20 protein-coding genes are annotated in these 17,042 nt (G+C 67.7%); 13 read left to right on the top strand and 7 right to left on the bottom strand.

What is annotated here, in order from left to right; genetic code table 11:
• The first annotated feature begins 45 nt into the window (after positions 1 to 45).
• On the top strand, positions 46 to 489 hold the full coding sequence (locus LIW09_RS02370) for a hypothetical protein (RefSeq protein WP_256646378.1): 444 nt from the start codon (positions 46 to 48) through the stop codon (positions 487 to 489).
• On the opposite strand, the gene LIW09_RS02365 is transcribed toward LIW09_RS02370, so the two are convergent.
• On the bottom strand, positions 455 to 1,891 hold the full coding sequence (locus tag LIW09_RS02365) for an NAD(P)(+) transhydrogenase (Re/Si-specific) subunit beta (RefSeq protein WP_256646377.1): 1,437 nt from the start codon (positions 1,889 to 1,891) through the stop codon (positions 455 to 457). The genes LIW09_RS02370 and LIW09_RS02365 overlap by 35 nt on opposite strands.
• Entirely contained in the window at positions 1,888 to 2,187 is a 300-nt protein-coding gene (locus tag LIW09_RS02360; protein WP_256646376.1) for an NAD(P) transhydrogenase subunit alpha part 2, read from the bottom strand. Before LIW09_RS02360 ends, LIW09_RS02365 begins: the two co-directional genes overlap by 4 nt.
• A 135-nt stretch (positions 2,188 to 2,322) precedes the next feature.
• Here LIW09_RS02360 and LIW09_RS02355 point away from each other — a divergent pair, with 135 nt between their 5' ends.
• The 3 genes from LIW09_RS02355 to LIW09_RS02345 are packed head-to-tail and all read left to right on the top strand — an operon-like array spanning position 2,323 to position 3,719.
• Positions 2,323 to 2,913, top strand: a complete 591-nt coding sequence (locus LIW09_RS02355) for an RNA polymerase sigma factor (RefSeq protein ID WP_256646375.1) — start codon at positions 2,323 to 2,325, stop codon at positions 2,911 to 2,913.
• Complete coding sequence (locus LIW09_RS02350; protein WP_256646374.1) at positions 2,910 to 3,278, top strand: hypothetical protein; 369 nt, start codon at positions 2,910 to 2,912, stop codon at positions 3,276 to 3,278. Before LIW09_RS02355 ends, LIW09_RS02350 begins: the two co-directional genes overlap by 4 nt.
• 3 nt (positions 3,279 to 3,281) lie before the next feature.
• Positions 3,282 to 3,719, top strand: a complete 438-nt coding sequence (locus LIW09_RS02345; RefSeq protein ID WP_256646373.1) for a DUF3106 domain-containing protein — start codon at positions 3,282 to 3,284, stop codon at positions 3,717 to 3,719.
• On the opposite strand, the gene LIW09_RS02340 is transcribed toward LIW09_RS02345, so the two are convergent.
• Positions 3,720 to 4,814 (bottom strand): NAD(P) transhydrogenase subunit alpha, encoded by a 1,095-nt coding sequence (locus tag LIW09_RS02340; RefSeq protein WP_256646372.1) that lies wholly within the window; start codon positions 4,812 to 4,814, stop codon positions 3,720 to 3,722.
• A 74-nt stretch (positions 4,815 to 4,888) separates the two neighbouring features.
• Here LIW09_RS02340 and LIW09_RS02335 point away from each other — a divergent pair, with 74 nt between their 5' ends.
• The 3 genes from LIW09_RS02335 to LIW09_RS02325 all read left to right on the top strand — a co-directional run bounded on the left by LIW09_RS02335 (position 4,889) and on the right by LIW09_RS02325 (position 6,984).
• A complete protein-coding gene (locus tag LIW09_RS02335; RefSeq protein ID WP_256646371.1) occupies positions 4,889 to 5,461 on the top strand; it encodes a nitroreductase family protein in 573 nt (190 codons plus the stop codon).
• Positions 5,458 to 6,354: a 5'-3' exonuclease gene (locus LIW09_RS02330; RefSeq protein WP_256646370.1), complete on the top strand. Its 897-nt coding sequence runs from the start codon at positions 5,458 to 5,460 to the stop codon at positions 6,352 to 6,354. Before LIW09_RS02335 ends, LIW09_RS02330 begins: the two co-directional genes overlap by 4 nt.
• A gap of 87 nt (positions 6,355 to 6,441) precedes the next feature.
• Entirely contained in the window at positions 6,442 to 6,984 is a 543-nt protein-coding gene (locus tag LIW09_RS02325; protein WP_256646369.1) for an NUDIX hydrolase, read from the top strand.
• Between the two features lie 3 nt (positions 6,985 to 6,987).
• On the opposite strand, the gene pip is transcribed toward LIW09_RS02325, so the two are convergent.
• Positions 6,988 to 7,935 (bottom strand): prolyl aminopeptidase, encoded by a 948-nt coding sequence (pip, locus tag LIW09_RS02320; protein ID WP_256646368.1) that lies wholly within the window; start codon positions 7,933 to 7,935, stop codon positions 6,988 to 6,990.
• An 85-nt stretch (positions 7,936 to 8,020) separates the two neighbouring features.
• Entirely contained in the window at positions 8,021 to 8,857 is an 837-nt protein-coding gene (gene prmC, locus LIW09_RS02315) for a peptide chain release factor N(5)-glutamine methyltransferase (protein WP_256646367.1), read from the bottom strand.
• A 160-nt stretch (positions 8,858 to 9,017) separates the two neighbouring features.
• Between prmC and ahpC the strand changes: the two genes are divergently transcribed.
• The 3 genes from ahpC to oxyR all read left to right on the top strand — a co-directional run bounded on the left by ahpC (position 9,018) and on the right by oxyR (position 12,212).
• Positions 9,018 to 9,581, top strand: a complete 564-nt coding sequence (gene ahpC / locus LIW09_RS02310; protein WP_256646366.1) for an alkyl hydroperoxide reductase subunit C — start codon at positions 9,018 to 9,020, stop codon at positions 9,579 to 9,581.
• A gap of 144 nt (positions 9,582 to 9,725) precedes the next feature.
• The gene (gene ahpF, locus LIW09_RS02305; protein ID WP_256646365.1) at positions 9,726 to 11,303 is read left to right on the top strand and encodes an alkyl hydroperoxide reductase subunit F; all 1,578 of its coding nucleotides are present in this window, start codon (positions 9,726 to 9,728) and stop codon (positions 11,301 to 11,303) included.
• 3 nt (positions 11,304 to 11,306) lie between these two features.
• Complete coding sequence (gene oxyR, locus LIW09_RS02300) at positions 11,307 to 12,212, top strand: DNA-binding transcriptional regulator OxyR (protein WP_256646364.1); 906 nt, start codon at positions 11,307 to 11,309, stop codon at positions 12,210 to 12,212.
• Positions 12,213 to 12,380: 168 nt separating this feature from the next.
• On the opposite strand, the gene LIW09_RS02295 is transcribed toward oxyR, so the two are convergent.
• Entirely contained in the window at positions 12,381 to 13,304 is a 924-nt protein-coding gene (locus LIW09_RS02295) for a DMT family transporter (protein WP_256646363.1), read from the bottom strand.
• Positions 13,301 to 13,564 (bottom strand): putative signal transducing protein, encoded by a 264-nt coding sequence (locus tag LIW09_RS02290; protein ID WP_256646362.1) that lies wholly within the window; start codon positions 13,562 to 13,564, stop codon positions 13,301 to 13,303. Before LIW09_RS02290 ends, LIW09_RS02295 begins: the two co-directional genes overlap by 4 nt.
• A gap of 108 nt (positions 13,565 to 13,672) precedes the next feature.
• Between LIW09_RS02290 and LIW09_RS02285 the strand changes: the two genes are divergently transcribed.
• Genes LIW09_RS02285 through rlmM form a run of 3 tightly spaced genes read left to right on the top strand, consistent with a single transcriptional unit; the run spans position 13,673 to position 17,037 of the window.
• A complete protein-coding gene (locus LIW09_RS02285) occupies positions 13,673 to 15,418 on the top strand; it encodes a glutamine--tRNA ligase/YqeY domain fusion protein (protein ID WP_256646361.1) in 1,746 nt (581 codons plus the stop codon).
• 10 nt (positions 15,419 to 15,428) lie between these two features.
• The gene (locus LIW09_RS02280) at positions 15,429 to 15,992 is read left to right on the top strand and encodes a nucleoside deaminase (protein WP_256647127.1); all 564 of its coding nucleotides are present in this window, start codon (positions 15,429 to 15,431) and stop codon (positions 15,990 to 15,992) included.
• Positions 15,988 to 17,037: a 23S rRNA (cytidine(2498)-2'-O)-methyltransferase RlmM gene (rlmM, locus tag LIW09_RS02275; protein WP_256647126.1), complete on the top strand. Its 1,050-nt coding sequence runs from the start codon at positions 15,988 to 15,990 to the stop codon at positions 17,035 to 17,037. The genes LIW09_RS02280 and rlmM overlap by 5 nt, the downstream gene beginning before the upstream one ends.
• Positions 17,038 to 17,042: the final 5 nt, after the last annotated feature.

The raw sequence follows: 17,042 nt of genomic DNA, 5'->3' as shown, positions 1-17,042 counted from the left end.
GCAATGGGATCATCGCCCACCGCTTGACCTCTGTCAGCCCGACGCATGCCCGCTCCAGACACTTCCCACCCCCGCTGGTACGCACTGCCGCTGTTGGCGCTTGGCGCCATCGGCTTTGCCGCGGCGTGGATGCTGCTGGCACTGGCGCTGGACCGCCAATGCGCCTGGCTCGCCCCGCTGGCCGCCGTGGACATGGTGCTGCTGCTGCGCCTGGCCGACTGGCCAAGAGGCATGTCGCGCGCAGCATGGGCCACGCTGGCAACCGGCGCCGTGGTGGCGGCGGCCAACGTGCTGATTGCCGCCGGCCAGATCGGCCAGAGCTTCGGCATGCGCCCGTGGGAATCGGCGCTGAAAATCGGCCCAGCCTACGTCTGGCTGCTGCTGGGCCTGGCCGTCACCCGCATTGACCTGGTGCTGTTTGGCGCCGGCCTGCTGCTGGCGCTGTGGGCGGGCCTCAGTGGCCGCCGTCGAGCGCCTTCAGCTCGCTGACCAGCGCACTGGCCATCTCGGCGCCGTCGCCGTACAGCATGCGGGTGTTGTCGGCGTAGAACAGCGCGTTCTCGATGCCCGCAAAGCCCGTGCCCTTGCCGCGCTTGATGACGATGGTGTTCTTCGAATTGACCACGTCCAGGATCGGCATGCCGTAGATCGGGCTGGCCGGGTCGGTCTTGGCCACCGGGTTGACCACGTCGTTGGCGCCGATCACCAGCGACACGTCGGTATTGGCGAATTCGGGGTTGATGTCGTCCATGTCGGCGATCAGGTCATACGGCACGCCGGCCTCGGCCAGCAGCACGTTCATGTGGCCCGGCATGCGCCCGGCCACCGGGTGGATCGCGAACTTCACCTTGACCCCGCGCTCGATCAGGCGCTGGCTCAGCTCCCAGATCTTGTGCTGCGCCTGCGCCACCGCCATGCCGTAGCCGGGCACGATCACCACGCGCTCGGCGTAGGCCATCATCGCGGCGACGTCGGCGGCCTCGATCGGTTTCATCGACCCGCCAATCGCCTGCATTTCCCCGCTGCTGCCGCCGAAATCGGAGAACAACACGTTCTTGATGCTGCGGTTCATCGCCTTGGCCATCAGCCGCGTCAACAACATGCCGGCCGCACCCACCATGGTGCCAGCGATGATCAACGCCTCGTTGCCCAGCACATAGCCCTCGAATGCCACGGCAAGTCCGGTGAATGCGTTGTACAGCGAGATCACCACCGGCATGTCCGCGCCACCGATCGGCAGCGTCATCAACACGCCCAGCAGCAGCGCCAGCACGAAGAACGCAGCGATCCACGGCAGTGACAGGGTCAGTAACGCCATTCCCCCGCAGGCAACGGCCGCCACGGCCACGGCGGCGTTGAACCATTGCTGGCCAGGGAAGACATAGCGCTTGTCCATGCGGCCATCGAGCTTGGCCCAGGCAATCGCCGAACCGGTCAGCGACACCGCGCCAATCAGCGCACCGATCACCGCCAGCGGCAGGGCAACGTCGAACTGCATCGTGGTCACGCCGTCGGTGGTCGTCATCGCGACGCCGACCAACTGGTGTGTCCCGGGCTGCCCGGCCAGCTTGACCAGCTCCACCGCGCCGATCGCCGCCGCACTGCCGCCGCCCATGCCGTTGAACAGGGCCACCATCTGCGGCATGTTGGTAATCGCGACCTTCTTGCCCCAAACCCAGTTCAGGCCCACGCCAATCACGATGGCCGCGATCATCAGGCCAATATTGTGCAAGCCAGGCAGGAAGAAGGTGGCGACGGTCGCGATCAGCATGCCGATGCCGGCCCACTGGATGCCACTGCGCGCGGTCCTGGGGCTGGCCATGCGCTGCAGACCCAGCAAGAACAACGTGGCCGCGACGAAGTAGCTCAGTTTGACCAACATCGCGCTCATGCCGCGCCCCCGGGCTTCTTCGACGACTTGAACATGTCCAGCATGCGCTCGGTGACCACGTAACCGCCGGCGGCATTGCCCGCACCCAGCAGCACCGCGACGAACCCCAGCGCCTGCTCCAGCGGGGTTTGCGCCTCGCCCAGCACCACCATGGCGCCGATCAGCACGATGCCGTGGATGAAGTTGCTGCCCGACATCAGCGGCGTGTGCAGGATCACCGGCACCCGCGAAATGATGACGTGGCCGGCAATTGCCGCCAGCATGAAGATGTACAGCGCCACGAAGCCGTCGCCCACGATACCCCTCCCGGGTTGTCTGCCTGCATCATAAACACGGCCTGCGCCGGCGCGCCATGTCAACCCATCCTGTCGCCATGCGTTTCCTCCACATTCCGGCGCAATCCCGCGTCGGCCAGGACCCCGCCGCTTGCCATGCTGCTGCTGACCCCCGCTAAGCTTGGGCCCGTGAGCATCGAGCCCGATCCGGCCGTTCCTGACGGCACGCCTGCCCCGCCGGCCACGCTGGACGAATTCCTGCGCGGCATCGATGCGCGCGCGTTCCGTTTTGCGGAAATGACCCTGCGCCAGCGCGATGACGCACTGGACGCGGTGCAGGACGCCATGATGAAGATGCTGGCCTATCGCAACCACCCGGCGTCGGAATGGGGCCCGCTGTTCTGGAGCATCCTGCGCAATCGCATGACCGACATGCAGCGGCGCGGGCTGTTCCGCTTGCGCTGGCTGGTGCCGGGCAGCACCGGCCGTGATGGCGAACCGCTGGACTGGGTCGACGAAGGTCCGGACCCCTCGCGCAACCACGACGGTCGCGAAGCCTGGGCCCGCATCAGCGCCGCCTTGCGCGCGCTGCCGACGCGCCAGCGCGAAGCATTCACTCTGCGCGTCCTGGAAGAACTCGATGTCGCCGACACCGCGCGCGTGATGGGTTGCAGCGAAGGATCGGTGAAGACGCATTTGTCGCGCGCCCGCGATGCGCTGCAGAAACAGTTGGAGGAATTTCGATGAGCACCCAGTCCCACGCATTCGACGCCGCACTGCGCGCCCACCACCAGGCGGCGTTGGCGGGCATTTCGCCGCAGGTGCGGGCGCAGCTGGCGCAACGCCGGACTGCCGCCCTGCGCGGCACGACAGCGCGACGCGGGTACGGTCTGCGCTATGCCGCCGCCGGCTTTGCCACGCTGTGCGCCTTGGCCATCGGCCTGCGCCTGTATCCGCAGCCAGCACCCACGGCGCTGGCGCCCGCTGTTGCAATCGCAGCGCAGCCGGCCGCAACGCCTCCCACTGCCCCCAGCAGCGTGCTGCTGGAGGAAGACCCCGATTTTTACGCTTGGCTGGGATCGTCCGACGTTCGCCAGCTGGCGATGGAGTGACCCATGCCAAGCCCGACCCCGTCCCTGCTCCTGCTTGCCGCCCTGGCACTGGCGCCTTTCGCCGCATCGGCGCAAGACGCCAAGCCCGACCCGCTCCCCGCCTGGGAGCAGCTCAGCCCGGCCCAGCGCGAGCTGTTGATCGCGCCGGTGCGCGACCGCTGGAACCGCGAGCCCGATCGACGGCTGCAGTTCATGGAATTCGCCAAGCGCTGGCAGTCGATGCCGCAGCCGCAGCGCGAGCGCGCGCGCCACGGCATGCAACGCTGGGAAGAAATGTCGCCGGCGCAGCGCGATGAAGCACGCGCCGTGTTCCATGCCGTCCACGGCATGGACAAGGACGCGCGCGCCGCCTTCATGGCCAATTGGCGACAAATGAGCGCATCGCAGCGCGCTGACTGGGTGAAGGCACATCCGGCGCCGGAGCGCCGGGAAGACCATTGATCAGGTGGCCGGAGCAGCCCGTTCCGGCCATACCGTCTTCGCCAGCAGCTCATCGTTCCAGTCGAACGCCAGCGCACCGTCCTTGAGCAACAGGCTGACGAAGTTGAAGACGTTGCGTGCGTACATTTCACTGGCGTGCTGGGCGCCCATCGACGCCAGGTTGAGCGGCCCGGACACGATGACGCCAGCCGCCTCGATGTTTTCGCCCGGCTGGGTGAGTTCGCAATTGCCGCCGGTCTCGGCAGCCAGATCGACGATCACGCTGCCCGGCTTCATGCCCGCCACCATCGCCGCCGAGATGATCTTCGGCGCGGGCCGGCCCGGCACCGCTGCAGTGCACACGATGACATCGATGTTCTTCAGGTGCTCGGCCAGCCGGCGCTGCTGCTCGGCGCGCTCTTCGTCGGTCAGCGCGCGGGCGTAGCCGCCCTCGCCCGCCGCAGACACGCCCAGATCCAGGAACTTGCCGCCAAGTGACTCGATCTGCTCGCGGGTTTCCGGGCGCACGTCGAAGCCTTCCACCGCGGCACCCAATCGTTTGGCAGTGGCGATTGCCTGCAGCCCGGCCACGCCGGCGCCGACGATCAGCACCTTCGATGGCCGGATGGTGCCGGCCGCCGTGGTCAGCATGGGGAAGAAGCGCGGCGCCAGCTGGGCGGCGATCAGCACCGCCTTGTAGCCGGCCATGCCCGCCTGCGAGCTGAGCACGTCCATGGCCTGCGCGCGGGTGGTGCGCGGCAGGCGCTCCAGCGGGAACGCGACGATGCCCGCGGCCTGGATCGCCGCGCCGCGCGCCGCGTCCGACTGCGGCTGCAGGCTGCCCACGAGTACCGTGCCGGGCTTCAGGTCGGCGATTGCCGCGCTGGCCGGCGGCTGCACGCACAGCACAAGATCGGCGGCCGCGGTGGCGTCTTCGGCAAGCTGCGCGCCGGCTTCGACATACGCCGCATCGGCGAAAAACGCCCCGTTGCCGATGCCAGGCTGCACGCGCACCGAGGCCCCCGCTGCCGTCAGCTTCCTGCAGGTTTCCGGCGTCAACGCCACCCGGCGTTCCCCCGCTGCCGTCTCGCGCGCAACTCCCACGATCACCGCCATCGCCCGTTCCCCGTGTCGATTCGTTGCCCGCATCCTACCGCTACCATGGCGCTTTCCTGCAATGACGAATGCTGATGTTGACCCTCGATGCGCTTGTTGCCCGCCGCTCCACCCCCACCCTGCAACTGGCGGCGCCCGGGCCGGATGCCGCCGGGCTGCTGCGCATGCTGCAGGTTGCGGCGCGCGTGCCCGACCACGGCAAGCGGGTTCCGTTCCGATTCCTGCGCATTGCCGGACAGGCCCGGAGCGCGCTGGCCGACGCCGCCGCTGCGCGCCTGCACGAACACACCCCGGATGCAGGCGATGCGGTGACGGAGAAGTTGCGCAAGCGTTTCCTGCAGCCACCCCTGACCATCGCGGTGATTGCCAGCACCGGCCCGGATGAAAAAATCCCCGCCTCGGAACGTTTCTCCAGTGCTTGCTGCGTCTGCTTCCAACTGCTGCTGGCGGCGCAGGCCGAGGGCTTCGGCGCGCAGTGGCTGACCGGCTGGCTGGCCTATGACCGCCCGTTCCTCGAACACACGCTGGGCTTTTCCGCTGGGGAACAACTGGTGGGCACGATTGCCATCGGCACCGCACAGGTGGCCGTGCCGGAACGCGAGCGCCCGGACGCAGCTGCGCTGCTCTCCGACTGGGCTCCCGCATGAACGCGACTGCCATGCCAACCCTGCATCTGGTGGACGCCTCGCTGTACGTGTTCCGCGCCTGGCATTCGATGCCGGACGAATTCCACGATGCCGATGGCTGGCCGACCAATGCCGTGCATGGCTTCGCCCGCTTCCTGCTGGACCTGCTGGAGCGCGAGCGCCCGCAACACGTCGCGGTGGCCTTCGACGAAGCGCTGGATTCCTGCTTTCGCAATGCGCTGTACCCGGACTACAAGGCCAATCGCGGCCCGGCGCCGCCGGAACTGCGCCGGCAATTCGCCTGGTGCAAGGCGCTGTGCAAGGCGCTGGGCCTGGTCACGCTGGCGCATGTGGAATACGAGGCGGACGACCTGATCGGCAGCGCGGCCCGGCGCGCGCGCGGCAACGGCTTCCGCAGCGTGATCGTGTCCGCCGACAAGGACCTGTCGCAGCTGTTGCACGGTTCCGACGAGCAGTTCGACTACGCCAAGGCGCAGCGCTGGGGCACGGCCGGCGTGAAGGCGCGGCACGGCGTGCACGCGTACCAGATTGCCGATTACCTTGCGTTGACAGGCGATGCGGTGGACAACATTCCCGGCGTGAGCGGGATCGGCCCGAAGTCGGCTGCGATCCTGCTGGCCCACTTCGGCACGCTGGACGCGCTGCTGGCGCGCATCGACGAAGTCCCGTTCCTGCGCCTGCGCGGGGCGGCGCAGCTGGCGGTCAAGCTGCGCGAGCAGCACCAGCAGGCACGCCTGTGGCGGCAGCTGACCACGATTGCGCTGGATGCCCCGCTGCCCGACGGCGACTTCAAGCGCGGCGCGGGCGATGCCGACGAACTGGCCGCGCTGGCCGATTGGGTGAAGTTCGGTCCGATGACGCGCAAGCGGCTGACCGACGCGGCCGGCCTGTAGCGCAGCCATGGCGCGCTCGAACGTGCCCCCCTCGGCTGGCGCCATTGCCCCGATTGTCCTGACACGCGTCTGCGCTAGCATCGGCGCATGAGCAATCTCAAACAGACCCTGTACGAAGGCCAGTGGCTGCGGCTGGTGCGCATCGGCCATTGGGAGTCCTGTGAGCGCACGCATGCGCAAGGCATGGCGGTGATCGTGATCGCGGTGACGCCGGACGACGACGTGCTGTTCGTCGAACAGTTTCGCGTTCCGCTGGGCGCGCGCACCATCGAAATGCCGGCCGGCCTGGTGGGTGACGACCATGCGCAGGACACCCTGCTGGATGCCGCACGCCGCGAATTGATCGAAGAGACCGGCTGGGCGCCGGGCAAGGTCGAAGTCCTGCTGACCGGCCCAACCTCGTCCGGGATGAGCAATGAACGCATCGCCTTCGTGCGCGCCCGCGAGCTGGTGCGGGTGGGCGACGGTGGCGGCATCGACGACGAAAACATCATCGTCCACACGGTGCCGCGCGGCGATGCGCCGGCGTGGTTGATGCGCAAGCAGGCCGAAGGCTACGAACTGGACCTCAAGCTGTGGGCCGGGCTGTGGATGATCGACCACAACCCGGATGGAAGCCCGGCGGGATGAGGTTCAGCCCGCAGCGAACCGATCCGTCGCCGCCACCAGCGCCGCCACGTTTTCCGCCTCGAATGCCGAATGCCCGGAGGCTGCGCTGACCCGCAGCTCCCCTTTCGGCCATGCCTTGTGCAGGTCGAACGCATTCTGGATCGGGCAGACCACGTCGTAGCGGCCGTGCACGATCACCCCGGGGATATCGGCAATCCTGTGCGCATCGCGCAACAGCTGGCCTTCCACGTCGAAAAAGCCGCCATTGACGAAGTAATGGTTTTCGATCCGCGCAAATGCCAGTGCGAATTTCGGATCACCGTGGCTGGTGGCGTAATCCGGGTCGATGTGCAGGTAGCTGGTCGCCCCTTCCCAGATACTCCAGGCCTTGGCCGCGGCCAGCCGGGTTGCCTCGTTGTCCGAGGTCAGGCGCCGGTAATAGGCCGAGATCAGGTCGCAGCGCTCCACCGCCGGAATCGCGTCCAGGTAGTGTTGCCACGCATCCGGGAACAGACGCGACGCGCCCTCCTGGTAGAACCACTCCAGCTCCCAGCGGCGCAGCAGGAAGATTCCGCGCAACACCAGTTCCGTGACCCGCAGCGGATGGGTTTCGGCATACGCCAGCGCCAGCGTTGAGCCCCAGCTGCCGCCGAACACCTGCCACCGCTCGATGCCCAGATGCTCGCGCAGCGCCTCGATGTCGGCCACCAGATCCCAGGTGGTGTTGCCGGTCAAATCCGCGTGCGGGGTGCTGCGGCCTGCGCCGCGCTGGTCGAACAGCACGATGCGGTACTTGGCCGGGTCGTGGAAGCGGCGCATGTTGTCGCTGCAGCCGCCGCCCGGCCCACCGTGCAGCAGCACCACCGGCTTGCCGGCCGGATTGCCGCACTCTTCCCAGTACAGGGTGTGACAGGCATCGACCTTGAGCATGCCGGTCTGGTACGGGGTGATGTCTGGATACAGCGTGCGCATGGCGAGCGTCCTGCCGGAAAACCCGCATTGTAAGTTGCGCGCCGCAGGGTTGAGGACCAACCCGCGTGGCGCCGACTCCAATCCTTCAGCCCGGCGCTTTTCCCAAGGTCACCCGATCGCGTGCCTCGAGATCCTGCACGGTCTCCACCGCCACCAAACCCGCCTGCGCAAGCAGCGCCCGCACCGCCGCGCCTTGCTCAAGCCCGTGTTCCAGCAACAGCCAGCCGCCGGCATTCAGGGACCTGGGCGCGCCCGCCGCGATGGTGCGGATCGCATTCAATCCGTCGACCCCGCAAGACAGCGCCATGGCCGGCTCGAAGCGCAGATCGCCCTGGGTCAGATGCGGGTCGCCGTCGGCGATATAGGGCGGATTGCTGGCGATCAGGTCGAATGTCTCGCTGGCCAGGGCTGCCAGCCAATCTCCCTGGCGGAACTCGACGTTGCCGATGCCGTTGCGCACCGCGTTGCCGCGCGCCACCTCCAACGCGGCAGCGCTGGCATCCGTGGCCACGACCTGTGCGCGCGGGCGCTCTTTCGCCAGCGCCAGCGCAATGGCGCCACTGCCGGTTCCCAGGTCGGCCAGCCGTGCCGTCGTCGCCGCAGGAATGCGCGCCAGCGCCACGTCCACCAGCAGTTCGGTTTCCGGGCGCGGCACCAGGGTGGCCGGGGTCACCGCCAGGTCCAGCGTCCAGAAGCCGCGCGTACCGGTCAAATACGCCACCGGCTCGCCGGCAATGCGCCGCTGCAGCAATCCATCGAACCGCTCCGCATCGCCCCGGGCCAGCGGATCATCGGCATGCGCGAACAGCCAGCTTCTGGCGCGACCCAGCGCATGTGCCAGCAGGATGTCGGCATCGGCAGGCTCGATCACGGCACGCGCGCGGGCCAGCAGGCCAGCGACGGTGGGCGGGTGGTCAATCATCCGACGATGGTAGCCAGGCGCCGCGAACGCGCAAGGGACTTGCATTTATTTCGATAGGCCACATCTATCAATAGTATCCAAATAATCAACTTCAAATATTGATAGGCGCAGCCTAACCTAGCGCCATTCGATCCACCCACCCAACCACGGAGAGCCGTCCATGTCCCTGATCAACACCCAAATCCAGCCGTTCAAGGCCAATGCGTTCCACAACGGCAAGTTCATCGAAGTCACCGACGCCGACATGAAGGGCAAGTGGTCGGTGGTGATCTTCATGCCGGCGGCCTTTACCTTCAACTGCCCGACCGAGATCGAAGACGCCGCCGAGCATTACGCCGAGTTCCAGAAGGCCGGCGCCGAGGTCTACATCGTCACCACCGACACCCACTTCAGCCACAAGGTGTGGCACGAGACCTCGCCGGCGGTGGGCAAGGCCAGGTTCCCGCTGGTCGGCGACCCGACCCACCAGCTGACCAATGCCTTCGGCGTGCACATCCCGGAAGAAGGCCTGGCCCTGCGCGGCACCTTCGTGATCAACCCGGACGGCATCATCAAGACCATGGAAGTGCATGACAACGCGATCGCGCGCGACGTCAGCGAGACCGTGCGCAAGCTGCAGGCGGCCCAGTACGTGGCCAGCCACAGCGGCGAGGTGTGCCCGGCGAAGTGGAAGGAAGGCGCCAAGACCATCGCGCCGTCGCTGGACCTGGTCGGCAAGATCTGACCTCAGCCGCCCCTCTCCCCTGCGGGAGAGGGCTGCGGTGAGCCGATGCGCTGCGTCGGCTCCACGCAACCCTTTCTTCCCGGCCTCCGCCCGCCGCGCGGAACGCCTGTCTCATCCCACCTTGTTGCACCGACGGAGACAACCATGCTGGATGCCGCCCTCAAATCCCAACTCGCCGCGTATCTGGAAAAGCTGCAGCAACCGATCGAGTTGATCGCGTCGCTGGACGATTCGGACGCGTCGCGCGAGCTGGATGCGCTGCTGGCCGACATCGCCGCACTGTCGTCCAAGATCACCCGCGCCACCGGCAATGACGCGCGCACCCCGTCCTTCCAGATCCGCCGCGCAGGCAGCGACGTCGCCGTCGGCTTTGCCGGCATCCCACTGGGCCACGAATTCACTTCGCTGGTGCTGGCGCTGCTGCAGGTCGGCGGCCATCCAGTGAAGATCGACGAGGCGCTGGCGCAGCAGGTGCGCAACCTGCCGGGCGACTACCGCTTCGAGACCTTCATGTCGCTGCATTGCCAGAGCTGCCCGGACACGGTGCAGGCGCTGAACGCGATGAGCGTGCTGAATCCACGCATCAGGCACGTCGCCATCGACGGCGCGCTGTTCCAGGCCGAAGTGGAGGCGAAGGAAATCCTGTCGGTGCCCACCGTGTATCTCAACGGTGCGGAATTCGACGGTGGCCGCCTGAGCATCGAGCAGATTCTCGCCAAGCTCGACACCGGCGCCGCTGCGCGTGCCGCGGAGGCATTGCACGACACCGCTCCGTTCGACGTCCTGATTGTCGGCGCGGGTCCGGCCGGCGCCGCGGCAGCCATTTACGCCGCACGAAAGGGCATCCGCACCGGCATCGTGGCCGAGCGCTTCGGCGGCCAGGTGCTGGACACCATGGCGATCGAGAACTTTCCTTCGGTGGAATACACCGAAGGCCCGAAGCTGGCTGCGTCGCTGGAAGCCCATGTGCGCAGCTATGGCGTGCAGGTGATCACCCACCAGCGCGCGGAGGCACTGATTCCGGCGACGGAACCCGGCGGCCTGACCGGCATTCGCCTGGCAAGCGGCGCCACCCTGCAAGCGAAGGCCGTCATCCTCAGCCCCGGCGCCCGCTGGCGCCAGACCGGCGTGCCCGGCGAGGCCGAGCATCGCAACAAGGGCGTGACCTACTGCCCGCACTGCGACGGCCCGTTGTTCAAGGGCAAGCGGGTGGCGGTGATCGGCGGCGGCAACTCCGGCATCGAGGCCGCGATCGACCTGGCCGGCGTGGTCGAACACGTCACCGTGCTGGAATTCGACGGCAAGCTGCGCGCGGATGACGTCCTGCAGCGCAAGCTGCGCAGCATGCCGAATACGGCGGTGCACGTGAACGCACAGACTACCGAGATGCTTGGCAAGGACGGCAAGCTGGCGGGCATCGCGTTCACCGACCGCAGCACCGGCCAGGCGCAGCGGCTGGATGTGGAAGGCTGCTTCGTGCAGATCGGCCTGCTGCCCAATACCGAATGGCTGAAGGGGGCGCTCGAGCTCAGTCCGCGCGGCGAAATCGTGGTGGACGATCGTGGTCACACCACTATCGACGGGGTGTTTGCCGCCGGCGATGCCACCACCGAACCGTACAAGCAAATCGTGGTGGCGATGGGCAGCGGTTCCACGGCGGCGTTGTCGGCCTTCGACTTCCTGATCCGCCATTCGGCGCCGGCCGTTGCCAAAGCAGCCTGAGCCATGAACCTGCGCGACCTCAAGTATCTCGTCGCGCTGGCCGACCTGCGCCATTTCGGGCAGGCGGCCGAGGCCTGCTTCGTCAGCCAACCGACGCTGTCCACCCAGATCCGCAAGCTGGAAGAGGAGCTTGGCGTCACCCTGATCGAGCGTGCGCCGCGCAACATCATGCTGACTGCAGCCGGCCAGGACGTGGTGCAGCGCGCACGCCGGATCGTGGCCGACGTCGAGGAAATGAAGGAATCCGCGCGCCGCAGCCGCGACCCGGAGTCGGGCACGCTGCGGCTGGGGGTGTTCCCGACCCTGGGCCCCTATCTGCTGCCGCATATCATTCCCGGCTTGCGCGAACGCTTCCCGCAACTGGAACTGCTGCTGGTCGAGGAAAAGAGCGACGTGCTGCTGCAGCGGCTGCGCGACGGCAAGCTGGATGCCGCCCTGCTGGCACTGCCGCTGCATGACGAGCAATTGCAGGCGCAGTTCCTGTTCGATGAACCCTTCCTGCTGGCCGTCCCCGCACGCCATCCGCTGGCGCGGAAAAAGACGCTGCGCATCGAGGCGCTGAACGAGGAAACCCTGCTCCTGCTGGAGGACGGCCATTGCCTGCGCGACCAGGCGCTGGATGTGTGCCGGCTGTCCGGCGCGCAGGAAAAATCCGGCTTCCGCGCCACCAGCCTGGAAACGCTGCGGCAAATGGTGGCGTCCGGCGTGGGCGTCACCCTGCTGCCGGCGCTGTCGGTACATGCGCCCATCGTGCAGCCCGACGGCATTCAGCTGGTGCCGTTCACCGCCCCCGCACCCAACCGCCGGATCGCCTTGGTCTGGCGCAAGTCTTCGGCGCTGGAAGATCTCCTGCAATCGCTGGGAGATGTCATCGGCCGCCAGGCGCGCGCGCAGTTGCCGCCAGACTGACCCAGCGGAGCAACCGATGCGGCCGCGCAGCGGCAGCATCCTGCGCAGCAGGTGCGCATCGATGCCGACGCTGGTTGCCGCCGGGTCAGCTCATCGCGCCGGGACGATACCGGCGCCGGCGCCTGCGAGCCGGCGCCTGCCTGCGCCGTGACCCGGCCGCAGGTGGCCTTACGGCTCCTGCGCGGCAACCGCTTCCTTCGACTTCATGCCCGCCACGAAAATGCCGATCAGGCTGACCGCGAGCCCCAGCCACTGCTGGGGCGACACCGGGATATCGAACAGCGCCACGTCCAGCAGGTAGGCCACGATCGGTTGCGCCAACAGCAGCAGGCCCGCCAGCGCCACCGGCAGCGCGCCCATTGCCCGCGAGATCAACACCCAGCTCAGGCAGTGGCCCAGCGCCGCCAGCGCCAGCAGCACGCCCCACGCCTTCAGCCCCGGCGGGGTGAACTGCTCACCCTCGGCCCAACCGATCAGCCCCAGGCACAGTGCGCTGCCGAATGCCGCGATGCACAGCACCTGCTCCACCGGCACCCGCGCATGCCCCTTGCCCGCCTCTGCCTGCGATCGCTTGATGCCGATGTTGTAGGTGGCATAGGCCAACCCGGCGCCCAGCCCCAGCCAAACCCCCCAGCGATAGTGCGCGGGCAGCGCTGCCCAGCCGCTTCCCAGCAGCAGCCACAGCCCGAAAAACGACAGCAACACGCCAACGATGAAGCGCAGCCCAAGCCGTTCGCCGAAAAACGACACCCCGGCCAGCGCCATGAAAAACACCTGGGTATTGGCCAACAGCGTGGCCAACCCCGGCCCCACCAGCAGGATGCTCTTGTGCCATATCCACAGGTCGATCGCGAACGCCAACACCGGCAGCACGCACCACAGCCATGCCTTGCGTGACAGCGGCTGCCAGCCGTGCCGCAACGAGACCAGCACGGCCAGCATCAACCCGGCCAGCAGCATCCGCCAGAACGCCACGGCCGTTGGCGGCATCGCCGCCAGCCGCACCATCAGGCCATTGGTGCCGATGATGACCGCGCCGATCAGCAGTTCAACGCTGGCCGCCTGCCGCGACTGCGGTGCCGATGGCGTCATGCGGGTAGTGCGCCCGGCAGTCCATCCGGCATCGGCGCAGCCTGTGCCTGTTCGCCAAACCCTAGCGCGTCCACGATCTTCCGCGCCTGCGGCCACGCCGCATCCGGCACCATCACGCCGATCAGCCCGAACACCCCGAGTTCGCCGATGCCGCCCGTCAGCGCCTCGCCGCGCACGAATGCGGGAATACCCTCCGCTTCCAGCGCCTGCCGCACCAGATGGGCATCCACGATCGTGGCGGCGTCGTAAACCGTACGCATTTGACCTTCCTTGAACAGCCGGCCCGGGGGCCGTGGACGGGGGATCACGAACTCTTTCCGGAGCCTGCCTCCGCTACACTAAGAGACTACCCAGAAAACGTCATCCTCGTGGCCTCGATTACGCCTCAGAACACCCCGGACGCCCCCGTCCGCACCGACTTCATCCGCCAAATCGTCCGCGACGACCTGGCCAGTGGCAAGCATGCGTCGATCAAGACCCGCTTCCCGCCGGAGCCCAACGGCTACCTGCACATCGGCCACGCCAAGGCGATCTGCCTGGACTTCGGCGTGGCGGCGGAGTTCGGCGGCAGCTGCAACCTGCGCCTGGACGACACCAACCCGGCCCGCGAAGACCCCGAATACGTGCGCGCCATCCAGGATGACGTGCAGTGGCTCGGCTTCCAGTGGGCCAGCCTGCGCCATGCGTCCGACTATTTCGGCGTGTATTACCTCGCCGCCGAAAAATTGATCCGCGACGGCCACGCCTATGTCTGCGACTTGAATGCCGATGCGGTGCGCGAGTATCGCGGCAACCTGACCGAACCCGGCCGCAACTCGCCTTACCGCGAGCGCAGCGCCGACGAAAACCTCGACCTCTTCCGGCGCATGCGCGCGGGCGAGTTCGCGGACGGCGCGCGCACGCTGCGCGCGAAGATCGACATGGCCAGCGGCAACATGAACCTGCGCGACCCGGCGCTGTACCGGATCAAGCACGTGGAGCACCAGAACACCGGCAGCGACTGGCCGATCTACCCGATGTACGACTTCGCCCACGCGCTGGGCGACGCCGTCGAGGGCATCACCCATTCGCTGTGCACGCTGGAATTCGAGGACCACCGCCCGCTGTACGACTGGTGCGTGAACCACGTGGACCTGGCCGGCAACCCCGAGCTGCTGGAGCCGCTGCTGGCCAGGGGCCTGCCGAAGGAAGCCGGCAAGCCACGGCAGATCGAGTTCTCGCGGCTGAACTTCAACTACCTGGTGATGAGCAAGCGCAAGCTGATGGCCCTGGTCACCGAGCAGCTGGTGGACGGCTGGGACGACCCGCGCATGCCCACCCTGCAAGGCATCCGTCGCCGCGGCTACACGCCGTCCGCGCTCAAGCTGATGGTCGAACGCGTGGGCATCAGCAAGCAGAACTCGCTGCTGGACATCGCCATCCTGGAAGGCGCGCTGCGCGACGACCTCGACGCGCATGCGCCACGGCGGATGGCCGTGATCGACCCGCTGAAGGTGGTGCTGACCAACCTCGATGCGGGCTTCGAGGAAACTCTCACCTTCGCCAACCACCCGAAGGACGCGTCGCTGGGCGAGCGCGGCATCCCGTTCTCGCGCGAGTTGTGGATCGAGCGCGAGGATTTCGAGGAAGTGCCGCCGCCGGGCTTCAAGCGCCTGACCGTGGGCGGCGACGTGCGCCTGCGCGGCGCCGGCATCATGCGCTGCGACGAGGCGGTGAAGGACGCCGCCGGCCGCGTGGTCGAACTGCGCTGCACGCTCGACCCCGCCTCGCGCCCCGGCATGGAGGGCGCCAACCGCAAGGTGAAGGGCACCATCCATTGGGTCAGCGCCAGGCACGCGGTGGCGGCGGAAGTGCGCCTGTACGACCGCCTGTTCACGGTGCCCGATCCGGACGCCGAGGAAGACGGCAAGACCTATCGCGACTATCTCAACCCCGGCTCGCGTCGCGTGGTGACCGGCTACGTGGAGCCCGCAGCAGCCGACGCGGTGCCGGAGCAAGGGTTCCAGTTCGAACGCCTGGGCTATTTCGTCGCCGACCGCTACGACCACGCCCCCGGCACGCCGGTGTTCAACCGCAGCGTCACCCTGCGCGACACCTGGTCGCAGAAAGGCTGACTCGATGGCGATGCCGCTGCCCGCGCAACTGCACCTCACCCTGCCGATCTGGGTGCTGGAGCTCGACGTCGCCGGGCGCGACTTCACGACCGATGCGGCCAAGGTCGCGTTCGCCATCGAGCTGTCGCGCCACAACGTCGAGCGCCAGAGCGGCGGCCCGTTTGGCGCGGCGGTGTTCAGCGCGCAGGACCAGCTGATCGCGGTCGGCGTCAACCGCGTGGTGCGCCAGAGCTGCTCGCTGGCGCACGCCGAAACCATGGCCTACATGCTGGCGCAGCAGCGCCTGCAACAGTTCCGCCTCAACGAACTGGGCGGCCCGGTCACCCTGGCCACCTCCGCGCAGCCCTGCTGCCAGTGCTACGGCGCCACCATGTGGGCCGGCATCGACCGCCTGCTGATCGGCGCGCGCTCGGAAGACGTGATGGCGTTGACCGAATTCGACGAAGGCCCGCTGCCGGCGGACTGGATTGGCGAATTGCACAAGCGCGGGATAGAAGTCGTGCGCGATCTCGAGCGCGACGCCGCCCGCGCGGTACTGAAAGCCTACGGCGAACTCGGCGGGCCGAATTATTGACGGGTTGCTGGGGTACTGCCGCCAGGGCTTCGAGCCGGAGCTCGCGGCCGAATTCACCGACCGCGCCGCGCAAGCGGGTTTCGCCGGCTACGCGCGCACCCAGCGCGACAGCGGCCATGTCCTCTTCGCCTGCGAGAATGCCGAGGCCTTGACGAAGGCGTTGCCGTTTCGCGACCTGATCTTCGCTCGGCAAAAACTGCGCCTGCTTGCCGAACTGAAGGACCTCGATACCAGCGACCGCATCACGCCGATGCTGGAAGCCCTGCGCGGCCAGCCCAGGTTTGGCGAACTGCTCACCGAACACCCGGACTCCGACAGCGGAAAGCCCTTGGCCGGGCTGGCGCGCAGCCTTGGCAATGCACTGCGCCCGGCGCTGCGCAAGGCCGGCATGCTGACCGCGCAGGACAATCCGCGACTACCGCGCCTGCACGTCTGCATCGTCGCGGGCAATCACGCGCTGCTGGCCTGCGGCGATCCCGCCGACAGCTCGCCGTGGCCGCTGGGCATCCCACGCCTGCGCATGCATGCCGACGCGCCCTCCCGCTCGGCACTGAAGCTGGAAGAAGCGCTATTGGTGCTGCTGGACGAGCGCGAACGCGCATCGCTGCTGCGCGAACACATGCGCGCCGCCGACCTTGGCGCTGCGCCAGGCGGCTGGACCTGGGTCCTCACCCGCCACGGACTGCGCGTGCAAGCCATCGACAACGGCCCGCTGCGCGAGCACGTGATGGATACCGGCATGGTGGAACATTTGCGCGCCGATGGCTTTACCTGGCAACCCAAGCAGGCGCTGGACTGGATGGTCTGCGACATGGTGGAACAGCCGCGCCGGGTTGCCGAGCGCATGGCCACCTGGCTGCGCGAAGGCTGGTGCCGGCACGCCATCTTCAACCTGAAGCTGCCGATGAAAAAGCGCTGGCAGGAAACCCAGCTGTGCCTCGACCTGTTCGCGCAGCAGGCACAACGGCCGCTGACGATCCGCGCGAAGCAGCTTTATCACGACCGCGAAGAAATCACGGTGCTGGCAACGCCGGCCCCGCGCTGACCGGC

This window comes from Thermomonas paludicola, from assembly GCF_024498955.1.
Lineage (GTDB): Bacteria > Pseudomonadota > Gammaproteobacteria > Xanthomonadales > Xanthomonadaceae > Thermomonas > Thermomonas paludicola.
The sequence above is the reverse complement of the archived record's forward strand: the minus strand, read 5'-3'. Positions and strand labels throughout refer to the sequence as shown.